Origin of the sequence: Acinetobacter sp. 40AMC3-4 (assembly GCF_049898185.1) — a bacterium.
Taxonomy (GTDB): domain Bacteria; phylum Pseudomonadota; class Gammaproteobacteria; order Pseudomonadales; family Moraxellaceae; genus Acinetobacter.
Genome location: NZ_JAFCXG010000016.1, coordinates 1 through 14,513 on the forward strand (window position 1 = coordinate 1; position 14,513 = coordinate 14,513).

15 protein-coding genes are annotated in these 14,513 nt (G+C 43.0%); 6 read left to right on the forward strand and 9 right to left on the reverse strand.

The genetic code is table 11. The annotated features are described in order from the left end of the window. Positions 1-732: 732 nt before the first annotated feature. Positions 733-1,026 carry a hypothetical protein gene (locus ACP7BU_RS13870; RefSeq protein ID WP_005104912.1) on the reverse strand — a complete coding sequence of 98 codons (294 nt, stop codon included), beginning with the start codon at positions 1,024-1,026 and terminating at the stop codon, positions 733-735. Positions 1,027-1,557: 531 nt separating this feature from the next. Continuing rightward, positions 1,558-2,772, reverse strand: coding sequence for a tyrosine--tRNA ligase (gene tyrS / locus ACP7BU_RS13875; RefSeq protein ID WP_004647151.1), 1,215 nt, complete (start codon positions 2,770-2,772; stop codon positions 1,558-1,560). An 80-nt stretch (positions 2,773-2,852) separates the two neighbouring features. Here tyrS and ACP7BU_RS13880 point away from each other — a divergent pair, with 80 nt between their 5' ends. Continuing rightward, positions 2,853-3,980: an anhydro-N-acetylmuramic acid kinase gene (locus ACP7BU_RS13880; protein WP_216986459.1), complete on the forward strand. Its 1,128-nt coding sequence runs from the start codon at positions 2,853-2,855 to the stop codon at positions 3,978-3,980. Positions 3,981-4,083: 103 nt separating this feature from the next. On the opposite strand, the gene ACP7BU_RS13885 is transcribed toward ACP7BU_RS13880, so the two are convergent. The 3 genes from ACP7BU_RS13885 to purE all read right to left on the reverse strand — a co-directional run bounded on the left by ACP7BU_RS13885 (position 4,084) and on the right by purE (position 7,738). Then, positions 4,084-5,376, reverse strand: a complete 1,293-nt coding sequence (locus ACP7BU_RS13885; protein ID WP_425880134.1) for a lytic murein transglycosylase — start codon at positions 5,374-5,376, stop codon at positions 4,084-4,086. 712 nt (positions 5,377-6,088) lie between these two features. Continuing rightward, entirely contained in the window at positions 6,089-7,210 is a 1,122-nt protein-coding gene (locus ACP7BU_RS13890) for a 5-(carboxyamino)imidazole ribonucleotide synthase (protein ID WP_425880135.1), read from the reverse strand. Between the two features lie 15 nt (positions 7,211-7,225). Further along, entirely contained in the window at positions 7,226-7,738 is a 513-nt protein-coding gene (purE, locus tag ACP7BU_RS13895; RefSeq protein ID WP_005094870.1) for a 5-(carboxyamino)imidazole ribonucleotide mutase, read from the reverse strand. Between the two features lie 284 nt (positions 7,739-8,022). On the opposite strand from purE, the gene ACP7BU_RS13900 reads away from it, so the two are divergent. Continuing rightward, entirely contained in the window at positions 8,023-9,303 is a 1,281-nt protein-coding gene (locus ACP7BU_RS13900) for a DUF2254 domain-containing protein (protein ID WP_005245572.1), read from the forward strand. 6 nt (positions 9,304-9,309) lie between these two features. Here ACP7BU_RS13900 and ACP7BU_RS13905 read toward each other — a convergent pair whose 3' ends face one another. Further along, complete coding sequence (locus ACP7BU_RS13905; RefSeq protein ID WP_005245571.1) at positions 9,310-9,651, reverse strand: DMT family protein; 342 nt, start codon at positions 9,649-9,651, stop codon at positions 9,310-9,312. 4 nt (positions 9,652-9,655) lie between these two features. On the opposite strand from ACP7BU_RS13905, the gene ACP7BU_RS13910 reads away from it, so the two are divergent. From ACP7BU_RS13910 to ACP7BU_RS13920, 3 genes are all read left to right on the forward strand, one after another. Continuing rightward, positions 9,656-9,832, forward strand: a complete 177-nt coding sequence (locus ACP7BU_RS13910; protein WP_409655296.1) for a hypothetical protein — start codon at positions 9,656-9,658, stop codon at positions 9,830-9,832. Positions 9,833-9,893: 61 nt separating this feature from the next. Then, positions 9,894-11,258 (forward strand): UDP-N-acetylmuramate:L-alanyl-gamma-D-glutamyl-meso-diaminopimelate ligase, encoded by a 1,365-nt coding sequence (gene mpl / locus ACP7BU_RS13915; protein ID WP_005264469.1) that lies wholly within the window; start codon positions 9,894-9,896, stop codon positions 11,256-11,258. A 365-nt stretch (positions 11,259-11,623) separates the two neighbouring features. Next, positions 11,624-12,706 carry a zinc-dependent alcohol dehydrogenase family protein gene (locus ACP7BU_RS13920; RefSeq protein WP_425880136.1) on the forward strand — a complete coding sequence of 361 codons (1,083 nt, stop codon included), beginning with the start codon at positions 11,624-11,626 and terminating at the stop codon, positions 12,704-12,706. 63 nt (positions 12,707-12,769) lie between these two features. Here the strand turns inward: ACP7BU_RS13920 and ACP7BU_RS13925 are convergent, their stop codons facing one another. Further along, positions 12,770-13,243: a BLUF domain-containing protein gene (locus tag ACP7BU_RS13925; protein ID WP_253138706.1), complete on the reverse strand. Its 474-nt coding sequence runs from the start codon at positions 13,241-13,243 to the stop codon at positions 12,770-12,772. 196 nt (positions 13,244-13,439) lie between these two features. Between ACP7BU_RS13925 and ACP7BU_RS13930 the strand changes: the two genes are divergently transcribed. Continuing rightward, positions 13,440-13,787 carry a hypothetical protein gene (locus ACP7BU_RS13930; RefSeq protein ID WP_071851289.1) on the forward strand — a complete coding sequence of 116 codons (348 nt, stop codon included), beginning with the start codon at positions 13,440-13,442 and terminating at the stop codon, positions 13,785-13,787. Here ACP7BU_RS13930 and ACP7BU_RS13935 read toward each other — a convergent pair. Both ACP7BU_RS13935 and ACP7BU_RS13940 read right to left on the reverse strand, forming a co-directional pair. Further along, positions 13,780-14,070 (reverse strand): GNAT family N-acetyltransferase, encoded by a 291-nt coding sequence (locus ACP7BU_RS13935; protein ID WP_071851291.1) that lies wholly within the window; start codon positions 14,068-14,070, stop codon positions 13,780-13,782. The two genes, ACP7BU_RS13930 and ACP7BU_RS13935, sit on opposite strands and share 8 nt — an antisense overlap. A 31-nt stretch (positions 14,071-14,101) precedes the next feature. Continuing rightward, on the reverse strand, positions 14,102-14,380 hold the full coding sequence (locus tag ACP7BU_RS13940) for a GNAT family N-acetyltransferase (protein WP_005094867.1): 279 nt from the start codon (positions 14,378-14,380) through the stop codon (positions 14,102-14,104). Positions 14,381-14,513 lie beyond the last annotated feature (133 nt).

Consider the following 14,513-nt stretch of genomic DNA (forward strand, 5'->3'; position numbering starts at 1 on the left):
AATCAGTAGTACCTTTAAAGGGCACCAATCTTGGCTCATCAATTTTCTGACAAATATTTCTCAAATAAACTTCGAGTAATTTCTACCATCAATCAATGAAAATAATTTCGATCAATCAATCAGTAAAAATCCACACAAGTTGTTCTTCATAATCTCTTAATGATCTTTCTAACACCTCGTCAGTGCCAGAAGCTGGACTTCGATAAACTCAACAACTCCGCCATTCTGCTTCGTTCGTTTCCATCTATCTCGTCGGTATGGGTGCATTCTAGAGGATTTCAGAATCATTGCAACCCCCAATTCACTATATTTTTCACGTATGTCTTTTTTTTCTACAAAAATTACTAAAAAATCGCTTTTTTATCTAATTTTTAAGCGTTTTTATGCAATAAACCCACTAAACACTTCATTTTATTTTTATAACTGAAAATTCATTTAGACCTAAAAACTATCACAATAATATTTAAAACAGTATTTTTAGCCTTTTGATATTGAAATCTTGTCTTTTATTTAAATTAGCTCGTCAAAAGAAAACCAAAATTCCCCTACCTTGCCCAACAAACCGATCTAAATCCTAGACTCCTCAATTGATGAGTTATTTTTGACGTAAAAAGCTTTTATAAAAGCCTATTCTTAGGCTGCTATATAGAAGAGGTATTCATTTTTAGTTTTCGAATCCCAAAACCATGCGTAGATCACTTATATATAGAAGATAAAGTCTGTTATTTTGCATTAAGCGACTTTTTCCTGTTGTTGCTGTCTAAGCCAGTGCTGCATAACTTCTACAATCATGTCTTTCTTGCCCTGATAATCCTCGGCAATAAAGAATAATTTCGCGCGTCGCGGTAACTGCTCTTCAATCAGGGAAAATAAAAAGTAATGCGCGGCCAGATCAAGCTGCATAAATAAAGTATAGACAGATCCATAGAGTTGCTGTTTTTGTTCGACCGGCTGGTATTCAAATAAGAACCGTAATATGCAATCGATCTGTTCATCAAAAATATCTTCTGTTGGAAAGCGATACATTCAATCACCTCTGCTTTAATTTTTTATGTTTTGCACTTTTCTTTTGGAGTCAATTGAAATGAACTCACCCTTAGAGGTCATTCACCTAAGTTCGATTTGCTGATTAATTTTAAGTTTAGTTGTTCAACAAGAAGAGTAGGCATGCAGATTTATATTTTGATTACGCAATCAGAATAAATAAAAAAGGAAGAGATCTCTCCCAAAATCTCCTCCTTAGAATTGAATCTTTACCCGATCCATTATGTCATTATTATAGTTATTCGCTTTAAAGCTTTTAAAAAGAGCCTCTTGGAAAAGAGACTTCTCAGTTGTGGAGTACTATTATTTTTACTACCCTCTAGATGCTCTAAACGAATTCTCTAGATGAATAAATCCTATACATAATAAAGATGAAAAGCAAGTGATTTGGGAAAAATTAACTCTTGTTTTCATAGGGTTTTTTTTGACTTTACTTATTTGATTTTTAAATATAGAACATCAACAAAAAAAGCAGACCGAAGCCTGCTTTTATTTCAATAACTTATCCGTTTTTTAGTCAACAAAAGTGACTTTAGCGATTGCTTTTTTACTGGCCTGAACAATCAAAGTTACGTTCTCTTTCACAGAATAGGTCGTATCTACAGTCTGCCAATCCACTTTCACTGCGCCACGGCCTAATGCATCTTTAGCTTGGGCTGCATTTTTGGTTAAGCCTGCTTCACGTAAAATCGAGGTAATAAAGATTTCACCACCAAACTCGCCACGCGAAATAGTGACTTCTGGCGTACCTTCAGGTAATTCACCTTCAGTAATGATATTGCCCGCACCTTTATGGGCATTGGCAGCCGCTTCTGCACCATGGAAACGCTCGACCAGCTCCAGCGCGAGAATCTTTTTGACTTCTTGAGGATTACGGCCTTCTGCCACTTCTTTTAACAACTGTTGAATTTCTTCAATGGTTTTGAAGCTCAGCAGATCAAAATAACGCTCAATCAATGCATCCGGCATTGAAAGCACTTTTTGGTACATCGCGCCTGGTGCATCAAATACACCAATATAGTTACCCAAAGATTTAGACATCTTGTTGACGCCATCTAAACCTTCAAGAATTGGCACTGTGATACAGACTTGTGCTTCTTGATTATAACGACCTTGTAAGGTACGCCCCATCAACAGGTTAAAGGTTTGGTCTGTACCACCCAATTCAACATCTGCTTCCAGCGCAACAGAGTCATAGCCTTGTACCAATGGGTACAAAAATTCATGAATCGCAATTGGCTGCTGGTTGTTATAACGCTTGGTGAAGTCATCACGTTCAAGCATACGCGCAACAGTTTGCTGTGATGCCAGTTGAATCAAATCAGCCGCAGTTTTTTGTGCAAACCATTCCGAGTTAAACACCACTTTGGTTTTGTTTGGATCAAGAATTTTAAATACTTGTTCTTGATATGTTTTAGCGTTCTCTAAAACCTGTTCACGTGACAATGGTGGACGTGTTGCGCTCTTACCAGTTGGATCACCGATCATCGCCGTGTAATCACCGATCAGAAACAACACTTCATGACCCAAGTCTTGGAATACTTTTAACTTATTAATGAGAACCGTGTGGCCCAAGTGCAAATCAGGTGCAGTCGGGTCAAAACCCGCTTTAATTTTTAATGGACGATTCAATTTTAATTTCTTGAGAAGGTCTTCTTCAGAAATAATTTCGTGGGTGCCTCGTTGAATGAGGGCAAGTTGTTCTTCAGCCGGCAGGAAATTTGACATCACAAAATCCAATACATCAGTTACTCAATTTGTGCGATATACTAACACTTTTTCAGCATATTGCAGGCTTAAGAATAACCATGACAGCGATCTATATTGGGGTAATGACCGGCACGAGCATGGATGGTGTCGATATTGTTGCTGCTTCTTTTGATCCACTCCAGCTTCATGCCACACTCACTTTGGCATTTGATCCTGACCTTCGGGATGAGCTGATGGCACTGACCTTGCCGGATGACAATGAAATTGACCGCATGGGCAAGGCTGATGTTGCACTGGCACAAATGATTGGTCATGGTATTAATACGTTGATTGAAAAAAATAACCTGGATAAATCCAGAATTAAGGCGATTGGCTCGCATGGCCAGACTATCCGGCATCGTCCTGAACATGGTTTTACCCTGCAAATTGGTGACCCGAACATCATTACTGAAATTACCCAGATTCCGGTGATTTCAGATTTCCGTCGTCGTGATCTGGCGGCAGGTGGTCAGGGAGCACCTTTAGTTCCGGCATTTCATCAGGATATTTTCCAGCATGACAGTATTCACCGGGTAATTTTAAATCTGGGCGGTATAGCGAATGTCAGCCTGCTGCCTGCCGGCAAGCCTGAAGAAGTTTATGGTTTTGATACTGGACCAGCCAATATCTTGATGGATGCCTGGTGTTCCCGTTATACCGGTCAGCCTTTTGATGAAAATGGTAACTGGGCAGCCTATGGCACCCCGATTCGCAGTTTGCTTGATCGCTTGCAGTCACACGAATTCTTCTCTAAAGAACCCCCAAAAAGTACCGGTCGTGAAGATTTCAATCTGGAATGGCTAGATGAACAGATTGCCGACTGGCGCAATGACCTACAATACGATGAACTGGAAGACACTCCGGAAAATGTACAGGCGACTTTATTAAAGCTCACCACCCGAGCCATTAAAAAAGCAATTTACCGCTCTGGCATGGATACCGGACAGGTTTTTGTTTGCGGTGGTGGTGCCTACAACTCACATTTACTGGAGCAGTTGCGCTGGCGCCTGCGCAAACATGAATGGAGCGTACAGACTACCGCCGATCTGGGCCTCAGTCCAACCTGGGTAGAAGCCACCGCCTTTGCCTGGCTGGCCATGCGTTTTATGAATCAACTGAATGGCAACCTACCTGCAGTCACTGGTGCCGCTGGTTATCGTGTGCTTGGTACGATTACTGCTGTTTAAATTCAGCGAATTACTATTATCTTGCATGACTATATAGCTACTCAAAAACAGTCATCAAAAAAGGTCTGCATTCATGCAGACCTTTTTCCTTTTTGAATACTCTTTATTGCATTAAATTTTTGGCATTTTCATTTCTAAAGGCACGCAAAATCTGCTGACCGGCACGACCTGTAGGACTTAAGCCCAAACGCTGCTGTTCCTGACGAATCGCCTGACGGGTTTTATCTCCAATCAGACCATCTACCGCACCAATGTCATAACCTCGATTCAATAAAAATTGCTGGATCTCACGACGTTCTGCACGAGAAGTTCCCGGATCATCAGTAGGCCATGTGGTCATAAATGAGCCTTTACCTTGCAGGCGATCGGATAAATGCGCAATCGCCAAGGCATAACTTTCTGCCGCGTTATAGCTATAAATGGCATCAAAGTTTTTAAAGACCAAAAATACTGGACCACTCGGGCCTGCAGGTGTAAGCAATCCGGCCTGAGAAGATTGCGATAAATTTCCTTGAACCAATGCCGAACCATCGGCACGAACCACCCCTTGATTGATCCAACTACTCAAGGATTTTTTATTTCTTCGACCTTCACCGGAAACCGACATGCCTTGAGGGATCTTGACTTCAAAACCCCAAGGCTGTCCGCTCTGCCAGCCACGCTTGCTTAAAAAGTTGGCAGTTGATGCGAGTGCATCCGGAATGCTCGAAACTAGATCACGTCGGCCATCACCATCAAAATCAACTGCAAGCTCATCATAAGTCGATGGCATAAACTGGGTATGACCAAATGCGCCTGCCCAGGAACCCTTTAATTGTTCTTCACGCACATCGCCACGCTGTAACAGTTTCATAGTGGTAAAAAACTCACCACGGAAATAACTCTGGCGACGACCTTCACAGCTCAAAGTTCCTAAAGCCTGTAATAAAGGATATTTCCCCGAAATATCACCAAAATTACTTTCGACACCCCATACCGCAACTACCGTTTCTGCAGGTATACCATAGGTGGCAGCAACACGATTGAGCACCTCACGATGTTGCTGTAATTTTTGCCGGCCGAGCTGAACCCGTTCTTCATCCACCAAACCAGACAGATAATCCCAAATTGGGGTAGAAAATTCAGGCTGGTAATTCAGGCGTTCAATCACTGAATAATCAGGGCTTAAGTTTTGGGTATAACGATCATAGGTACTGCCGCTTACACCTCTAGCAACAGCTTGACTGCGCAAATTGGCGAGACAGTTTTGAAAATTATTTTGGGAGGCATAATTCGGGATATTTGAACTAGAGGTCAAATCAGTCGGCGTGACACGTTGACCATTAATAATAAGTTCAGCCTGTGCCTGTGAAGCAGCCAAGACCACAGAACCAATAAAAAGTGCAAGCCGTTGCATAAGACCCTTGAGTATTTAGATTTTGAATTATGTTCCTACCTTAGCAGCTCATGATGAAAATTAAAGCGCCAATGCGTAAATTTAAATTCATAATTCCTACACTTTTAAATTCATTTTGTAATCTTTAAATTTAAACATGAGTTATCCACAAGCCTGATTTAAATTCAAATCAGCGGGATTTTTAAATTCAAATTCAAAACACTTGCAATCAGTTTTGAATTTAAAAATTACTGGGGATAACTTGTTTCAGGAAAAGCGAGTCACGATCATCAACATGCTCTAATTACACTAGTTTTCATTTTAAATTCATTTGAATAATGGGCTAATATTTTTAAATTCAGAAACTTTGAATTCATTTATCCAGTTTTAAATTTGAATTCATATTTTTGAATTTAAAAGCGCAAGTTTAAATTCAAAGCCCGATTTAAATTTGAATTTGTTTTTATGAATTTAAATTCAAAACCACTTTCCAGTTTTAAATTCAAACTTTGATTTCAGGCTTATCTACAAGTGAATATGGCAAAATTCAGCTGTAAAAAAGGTTTTATTGAATTGTTATATTTATACTCAATTGATCAGTTTGTAAGCAATTGATTTAAAAACTGATCCGACCAATGGCAGGCATTTTTAAAGAGGCGCAATCATGCCTGAAAGCAGACAAATAAAAAAGCGATCACCGAAGTGATCGCTTTTTTTATCAGCAAGTTAAAGCCTAGATGGTCATATCTTCGCTCAATGCCAATGGATTCGGTAAAATTTTCGCCAGTTGGCGGCAAAGCACAGACAATTGCGCGCTGTCATTTGGCATCAAGGTGATGTGACCAATCTTACGGCCTTCGCGCTCTGACTTGTTGTAGAGATGCAAATGCGCACCTTCCAGAGCCAGAACATCTGCAGATTTTGGATGCTGACCAATGATGTTCACCAAGACAGTTGGACGGATCACTTCAGTTGAACCTAAAGGCAAACCAGCCACCGCACGTACATGATTCTCAAATTGCGAACATACGGCGCCTTCAATCGACCAGTGCCCCGAGTTGTGCACGCGTGGTGCCATCTCGTTGGCATATAAGCCTTTGTCTGTCACAAACAGCTCAAGGGTTAGGACACCGACATAGTTCAAGTGATTCAGCAGACGAGTGATGTAATCTTGCGCCACAGGTTGCAAATCTGCGCTGTTCGGTGCAGGCACAATCGAGTGCGACAGAATGCCGTTATGATGATGATTTTCAGCCAATGGCCAGGTTTTGACATCACCATCTTGACCGCGTACTGCAATAATTGATACTTCACGTGAGAATGTGACAAAGCTTTCTGCAATCAGCTCACCTGCAGGACCCAATTCTGCCCAGGCCTGATCCATCTGATCGGTCGAACGTAAAACGAATTGGCCTTTACCATCATAACCGCCACGCGAGGTTTTCAGTACGATCGGCAAGCCCAGTTCAGCTACAGCCGCCTCTAAGCTTTCCAGTGAAGTGACCGCTTTGTACGGTGCAACCGGAATAGCCAGTTCATCAAACAAAGCTTTTTCAGACAGACGATGCTGGGCAATCGCTAAAGCCTGACGTGATGGATGCAATTGCTTGCTTTGTGTCAGTACATCGACATCTGCAAGGGGCGTGTTTTCAAATTCCAGGCTAAATACATCTGCACTGTTAATAAAGTCTTGCAGACCATTTTCAGCTTGGCTCGAAATCACCGGACCCAAAGCAGCAGAAGGGCAGTCTGTGCTGGCTTCAAAAAATGTACATTGAATATTTAATGGAAGTGCCGCTTGCGCCATCATACGACCCAGCTGACCGCCACCAAAAATACCGATGGTTTTATCCATAATCTGTGTCTCGACTTAAGCTTGGCCTGGAATATTGTTACTTGCCACTTTATCTGTTTGCGCTGCACGGAAATCTGCAACATTTTTTGCGATTTCTGGACGGGTCAAACCCAGAATTTGCGCGGCCATAATGGCAGCATTGGTGGCACCGGCAGGACCGATGGCCAAGGTACCCACCGCAATACCGGCTGGCATTTGCACAATAGACAGCAATGAATCAACACCGTTTAAAATCGAAGATTTCACCGGTACACCCAAAACTGGAAGATCAGTTTTCGCTGCACACATACCCGGTAAATGCGCTGCGCCACCTGCACCGGCAATAATTACATGAATACCACGATCACGCGCTTGCTCAGCATATTCAAACAGGCGGTCTGGAGTACGATGTGCAGAAACAACTTCGGCTTCAAATGGGACACCAAGCTGCTTGAGCATATTGGCAGTGTGTTCGAGAGTTGCCCAATCTGATTGAGAACCCATGATAATACCTACGAGAGGAGTATCTTGTGCAGCAGCCGCATTCATTGCAAATTTTCCAGAGATTAAAGTGAGAAAAAATAAATCTCGACGAGAGAGCCAAGCTTGAATAGGAGTTGCCTATTATAGACTGAAATTGATTTGGTCTAAAGTTCAGCTCAAGAATTAAAATTATCTGTTGGGAAAATGGTCAAAAATAAAACAATAATTTTGCGGCTAAAAATACAAAAATAGGACATACATCACATCAAAAAAAAGTATAACTATCAATATAAAACTTTTTTGCAATGAATAACTTAATACTAAAACCTATACATTGGCAGGGCATTTTTATGTGGTACAAACTAAAAATCTGGCTACAGAATCCCTCAGAAAACTTATGGTTGATGCCAGCTCTTGGCGCCGTCTTTGCGACCTTTTTCTCGCTATTTGCAATCGCCAGTCGCTATTTTATCCCGACCAGCACTGTTCCCAATATCAGTACTGAAACTCTGAGCAGCCTGCTAGATATTATTGCTTCCAGCATGCTGGCAGTCACCACTTTTTCCCTGTCGATTATGGTCGCAGCCTTTGCGTCTGCCTCATCCAGCGGGACACCACGTGCCTATCAGCTGATGATGAGTGATGACAATACCCGCCTTGCTATCAGCAGTTTTATCTCGGCTTTTATTTATGCTGTAATTGCCAAGATTGCGCTCGGGCTTGGCTATTATGGTCCTGCAGGTAGATTTGTACTGTTTATCAGTACCATTTTGGTATTGATGTACCTGATTTATATCCTGATTCGCTGGGTACACACCCTGTCGCAACTGGGCAACCTCACCACCACCATTCACAAAATTGAAGTCGCTGCTTCTACGGCCTTGGCGGAGTTTCGACATCAGCCGAATTTTGGTGCCACCGGACAACGTCCAGAGCAAGCAGCTGCCTTTCATGTTTTTAGTACCCAGACCGGCTATTTCACCAATTTTAATAGTGAAGGACTGGAGCAACTGGCCGTCAGCCAACAGCTGCATATCCATCTTCCCCAGCTACCCGGAAAATTTCTGGATCCGATGACGGCACTGGCAGAGGTATATAGCGACCGCGCTTTCAGCCCGGAACAGCAGCAGGAGATCCGAAACTCCATTTTGAATCATGTAATCATTGAAACCAATCGCAGCTTTTTACAGGACCCGCGTTTTGGTGTGGTGGTGATGAGCGAAGTGGGGCAGAAAGCGATGTCTCCCGCAGTGAACGATGTTGGATCAGCGATTAATGCCGTTGATGCCTTAACCCGAATCCTGATTGACAGCAAGGCCGCTGAAGATTTACCGGAGCGGGATTGTCCGCATATCAGTGTGGATATCTTTGATCTCGGGGATTTGATTTACAGTAGTTTTGCACCAATGGCCCGAGATTGTGTGGGTTGTATTGAACTCAATCAGAGAATATTGAAATGTTTAGCGATGATTCAACATAATGTACCCGAACCTGAACTAAAACAGGCTGCAGAAATAATGGCGATTGAATTAATCCAACGCTGCCTGAATAAACTAGAATTTGAACCGGATCGGCAGAAATTACTTTCTGAATTTAGAAGCCATTTCCCCCTGATTCAGCTGAGCCATTAGATCAAGTTAAGGGGTACGGAAGACAAAATAGACACATCCACACAGACATAAAGCGGCCCAGAGATAATCCAGTTTAAAAGGCTGCTTAAACATGAAGATCATAAAAGGAACGAAGACCAGTAAGGTCACGACTTCCTGGGTAATTTTCATTTGACCCACCGCTAGTCCTTGCTGCGCCAGTAATCTGGTCGCCGGAATCATCAGACTATATTCAAACAGGGCAATGGCCCAGCTGAACAAAATCGCTTGCCAGAGCGGTGCATCATGCGGCAAAAATTTTAAATGCCCATACCAGGCCAGGGTCATAAAACAGTTGGCAATTACCAGAAGAAATAAAGCCGGCAGCATTTGCATGCACTCTGCAAAAAAGTCGAAATTATTTTACGGTTTATTTGGCGAAAAGATATTGCATCGCTTTGAAATTTTCTTTGAATTTATCCGTGAAACAGGATTTAAAAAATCCCACAACAAGGCCAGAATTTTCACTATCTTTTCAGCTAAAGCCTTGCTATCGTTGCTTGCAAATTGAATAAATCATGACAACAGCACCAATATAAAGTGATGGGTCAGACAGGAACGGAGTAAAGTAGATGCATCTGCATATTTTGGGTATTTGTGGCACCTTTATGGGCTCGTTAGCGCTACTTGCACGCGATCTGGGCCACCAGGTAACAGGTTCAGACCTGAATGTGTATCCACCCATGTCGACCCAACTTGAAAATGCGGGCATCACTTTAATGCAGGGTTATGACCGCAGTCATTTACAGCCTCATCCGGATCTGGTGATCGTCGGCAATGCCATGAAGCGTGGTATTGATGCAGTCGAATATATGCTGAATGCAGGTCTGCCTTATATTTCAGGTCCGCAGTTCCTGGCTGATCATGTTCTGCAAGGTAAACACGTGCTGGGTGTCGCCGGAACACATGGTAAAACCACGACCACCACGATGCTGGCTTGGGTACTGGATCAAGCCGGTCTGGAGCCAGGTTTTCTGATTGGCGGTGTGCCATTGGGCTTTTCGGAAAGTGCGCGTCTCGGTGGTGGGAAATATTTCTGTGTCGAAGCCGATGAATACGATTCTGCTTTCTTCGACAAGCGTTCCAAGTTCGTGCATTACCATCCAAAAACCGCAATTTTAAATAACCTGGAATTTGACCATGCCGATATCTTCGATGATCTAGCCGCAATTCAAAAGCAGTTCCATCATCTAGTTCGTACCATTCCAAGTGAAGGCCGGATTATCGCGCCGATTACTGAAAGCAATATTGATGAAGTGCTGGAGCAGGGCTGCTGGACACCTGTAGTACGCACCAGTCTGGATGCCAATGAAAAAGCTGAGCTGTATGCAGAACAATTGTCAGCAGATGGTTCACATTTCAAAGTGCTGCAACAGGGCGTGGTCAAAGGCGAAGTACAATGGAATATGACTGGACAGCATTCGGTGGCCAATGCCTTGGCCACGATTGCTGCCGCTGAACATGTCGGCGTATCGATTGAAACTGCCTGTGAAGCACTATCGAATTTTGGTGGGGTGAAACGCCGTATGGAACTGTTAGGCACAGTCCGTGGTATCGAGGTTTATGATGATTTCGCCCATCATCCGACGGCGATTGATACGACCTTAGAAGGTGCGCGCAAACGTCTAGGGGAACGCAAACTCTGGGCAATTATTGAACCACGTTCCAATACCATGCGCATGGGCAGTCATAAAGATGGCTTGGCTCATTCAGCACGTCTGGCCGATGAAGTGATCTGGTATCAACCGGAAGGACTGGACTGGGATCTGCAACCGGTCATTGAGGCTGCGCCAAACAAGGCCAAAGTTGCACGCACACTGGATGACATCATTCAGACCGTGGTAGCAGAGGCAGGCGAGGGCGATGCCGTAGTAATTATGTCGAATGGTGGTTTTGGTGGTTTGCATCAGAAGCTGATTACTGTTTTACAAGCATAAAACAGATTTAAGTGAAGTGAAGAAGCCCGCCTAGCGGGCTTTTTTTAGCATATTAAAACGTTGATTGAGAAAAAGTGAACCGTTGTTCTGATCCTGCAATCCTATGATTTAAATATTGACCCAAATAGCAGATTTATCTCTGAACCCTCCCTGATGATCTTTTGTTGCAATCTGTACACAAGACTCATTGCAGCGCCATATCACTCAAGGCACAATCGAGAAGAACACAGGTATCTATAGGCCTGAAAGCCAGATCATAAATCAGCCCATCGCTGTCACTATATAAAAGCAATCGAGGCGTTCATTATTCTCGCTGAGTCAGGTCATTCTCATTCCTCATTCCTCATTCCATTAGGAGATGTGTCATGACAACGATGAAAGCGATGGTCTATTACGGCGCAAATGATATCCGCTTTGAAGACCGCCCAGTTCCCACCATTTTGCATCCCAGCGATGCCATCATTAAACTGGAAAAAGTTACCATCTGCGGTACCGACTTGGGTATCTGGAAAGGTAAAAACCCGGAAATTGAGCAGGAGGCTACGCGTAAAGAGGGCAGCTTTAAGGGACGTATTTTAGGTCACGAAGGTATTGGCATTGTGGAAGAAGTTGGTTCCGCCGTGCAAAACTTTAAAAAGGGCGACCGGGTGATTATTTCCTGTGTCAGCCGCTGCGGAACCTGTGAAAACTGCCAGAAACAGCTCTATGCCCATTGTCGCAATGAAGGCGGCTGGATCATGGGTTATATGATTGATGGCACCCATGCCGAATATGTACGCACGCCCTTTGCCGATACCTCACTCTATCATTTACCCGATGGCCTGAATCAAGATGTGGCCGTATTCCTCTCAGATATCCTGCCAACTTCACATGAAATTGGGGTGCAATATGGCGATGTCAAACCAGGCGACAATGTCGCGATTGTCGGGGCAGGGCCAATCGGCATGAGTTGTCTGCTCACCGCACAGTTTTATTCACCCGCCAATATTATTATGGTGGATATGGATGATAATCGGCTGGAATTTGCCAAGACTGTCGGCGCGACGCATATCATCAACTCTGCCAAAGAAGATGCCATTCAAAAGATTCTAGAGATTACCGATGGACGCGGGGTTGACTGTGCCATTGAAGCAGTGGGGGTGGAGCCTGCCTGGAATATTTGCCAGCATGTCGTCAAAGAGGGCGGGCATATTGCCAACGTCGGCGTACATGGTAAACCGGTGAGTTTTGAACTGAACAAACTGTGGATTAAAAACCTGACCATTACTACCGGTCTGGTGAATGCCAATACCACAGGGATGTTGCTGAAAACCTGCTGTTCCGGCAAATTGCCCCTAGAAAAACTGGCGACCCATCATTTTAAATTTGCCGATTTTGAAAAAGCCTATGATGTGTTTAAACATGCCTCCAATGAGAAGGCCTTAAAAGTCATGATTGACATGAGCTAATCTACATCAGACAAAAAAAGTCCGCCATGCGGACTTTTTTATTTTCAGCTTTGATCCATCAGATCAAAAATAGGGGACATAACCACGCTGCTTATAACCTTTTGGCGATGCCAGACTGGCCTGATTTTCTTCCAGGCGATACAGCACTTTGAGGAATTCGGCAACTCCTGACTGCTGCAAGGCATGTGGATCAAATTGCTTCAAACCTAAACGTGAAAATAAAGAAGAAATTTCACTGTGTTTATGCACATATTTCATTGACCATTCCGAGAAATGGGACTGCTCTACCATTGCATCTGCAAAACGTAAGACATTGTGATGGCGGAGATCCTGACAAATGCTCTGAAATAAACTTTCCACTACTTCAGCCTGACCTTCAAGGCACTGGAAAAATTTGCCATGGGAATAATACAACACCCCATGAATCTGATGCTGAAGGTTGAACTTCCGGGCAGTGGCTAAAATATCGCTCAAATCTTGTAACAACTCTTGTTCAGATTCTATGCGTTCACTGGCATAGCAAAGCTGTAGCATCATGCCATCTCTCTAGAGGGAAGAATTAAAAACACAATTTAATCAATAATTTTAAATTAAGTCGACTATTTTTTAAGCAAATATCCGTTTTTGCTTACACGGTTTTCAGTTTGCATTTCTGGATTAAACTTTTAACAATAGTGCCTAAATTATTAAACGAATATTTTCATACACCTACCATGAACATGAGGATCACTTGATGTTAAAAGATCTGATTTTAACCCTCGCCTTGTTATGTGTGTGTTTTATCCTGATCATCACTTTAAATAATTGGCAATTCAGCGCTCAAACTAATCTGCTGATCAGTTCAATTTTTATTAGCTGGACGATCTTGAAATTTGTTGGACATCGTATTTATTTTCATGCCAGTTACCTGCTGATCATGGCAATTTTAGTGATGCTGCAACAGTTTGAAGAAATTTTCTGGGCGATGACCGGGGTGATGGCAGGTTTCGGTTTATATACCCTGTTACAGGTTATATTGATTCCTGCCTTGAAAGAAAGACTCCATCTCTCTTTCGGGAAATCCCCTTGGATGGTTAAATAGTCGTTGCTGCGACATCGGCCAGACTTTGGTCACGTTTAAACATGACATCCACATAGGAACATTGTGGGATAATGGTTAAACTTTTTTCACGGGCAAAATCGACCAGTACATCCAGCATTTTTCGGGCAATACCGTGGCCACGCAGGGAATCATCGACCCAGGTATGATCGGCAATGATGACGGCATCGCCCCGCCATTGATAAGTGATCTCCGCCAGGCGACGTCCTTGATCTTCCATAAAAAATACACCACCACGTTTTGAATCTTGATATTTAATTTCCATACGAATCTAAACCTTTGTTGTCATTTTAAAATTATAAAACATCATTAAAGCGAGGCTCTCGCTCGAACACGGATTTGGCAAAAGGACATTTTGGAATAATCCTGATGCCGTGTTCACGGGCAAAATTCACAGCGGCCTCGACCAGATAATACCCGACGTGCTGTCCGCGTAGGCTGTCATCGACCCAGGTGTGTTCAATCACTAATTGATCTTCATTTACTCTGGAATAACTCATTTCTGCCAGACGTTTTTCATTTGGCTCTACAAACCATAAACCTCCAGTGTCCTGTTGCTGATGCTCGATCAACATACCGATCCTCTCCTTGTTTTTAAGCCAGACTGACATATTTTTCCCTGCTCTATTGTTAGATTTCTTTTAAAGGATTGTGAATCTGTCCTTCTGACCAATACCGCATTTTGCTCAACAGGTTTAAACTGCCGGC

Excerpts from the sequence above, each read along its gene's own strand:
- ACP7BU_RS13870 (WP_005104912.1), bottom strand. The coding sequence starts at position 1,026 with ATGTATCGCTTTCCAACAGAAGATATTTTTGATGAACAGATCGATTGC.
- tyrS (WP_004647151.1), bottom strand. The coding sequence starts at position 2,772 with ATGTCAAATTTCCTGCCGGCTGAAGAACAACTTGCCCTCATTCAACGA.
- ACP7BU_RS13880 (WP_216986459.1), top strand. The coding sequence starts at position 2,853 with ATGACAGCGATCTATATTGGGGTAATGACCGGCACGAGCATGGATGGT.
- ACP7BU_RS13885 (WP_425880134.1), bottom strand. The coding sequence starts at position 5,376 with ATGCAACGGCTTGCACTTTTTATTGGTTCTGTGGTCTTGGCTGCTTCA.
- ACP7BU_RS13890 (WP_425880135.1), bottom strand. The coding sequence starts at position 7,210 with ATGGATAAAACCATCGGTATTTTTGGTGGCGGTCAGCTGGGTCGTATG.
- purE (WP_005094870.1), bottom strand. The coding sequence starts at position 7,738 with ATGAATGCGGCTGCTGCACAAGATACTCCTCTCGTAGGTATTATCATG.
- ACP7BU_RS13900 (WP_005245572.1), top strand. The coding sequence starts at position 8,023 with ATGTGGTACAAACTAAAAATCTGGCTACAGAATCCCTCAGAAAACTTA.
- ACP7BU_RS13905 (WP_005245571.1), bottom strand. The coding sequence starts at position 9,651 with ATGCTGCCGGCTTTATTTCTTCTGGTAATTGCCAACTGTTTTATGACC.
- ACP7BU_RS13910 (WP_409655296.1), top strand. The coding sequence starts at position 9,656 with ATGCACTCTGCAAAAAAGTCGAAATTATTTTACGGTTTATTTGGCGAA.
- mpl (WP_005264469.1), top strand. The coding sequence starts at position 9,894 with ATGCATCTGCATATTTTGGGTATTTGTGGCACCTTTATGGGCTCGTTA.
- ACP7BU_RS13920 (WP_425880136.1), top strand. The coding sequence starts at position 11,624 with ATGACAACGATGAAAGCGATGGTCTATTACGGCGCAAATGATATCCGC.
- ACP7BU_RS13925 (WP_253138706.1), bottom strand. The coding sequence starts at position 13,243 with ATGATGCTACAGCTTTGCTATGCCAGTGAACGCATAGAATCTGAACAA.
- ACP7BU_RS13930 (WP_071851289.1), top strand. The coding sequence starts at position 13,440 with ATGTTAAAAGATCTGATTTTAACCCTCGCCTTGTTATGTGTGTGTTTT.
- ACP7BU_RS13935 (WP_071851291.1), bottom strand. The coding sequence starts at position 14,070 with ATGGAAATTAAATATCAAGATTCAAAACGTGGTGGTGTATTTTTTATG.
- ACP7BU_RS13940 (WP_005094867.1), bottom strand. The coding sequence starts at position 14,380 with ATGTTGATCGAGCATCAGCAACAGGACACTGGAGGTTTATGGTTTGTA.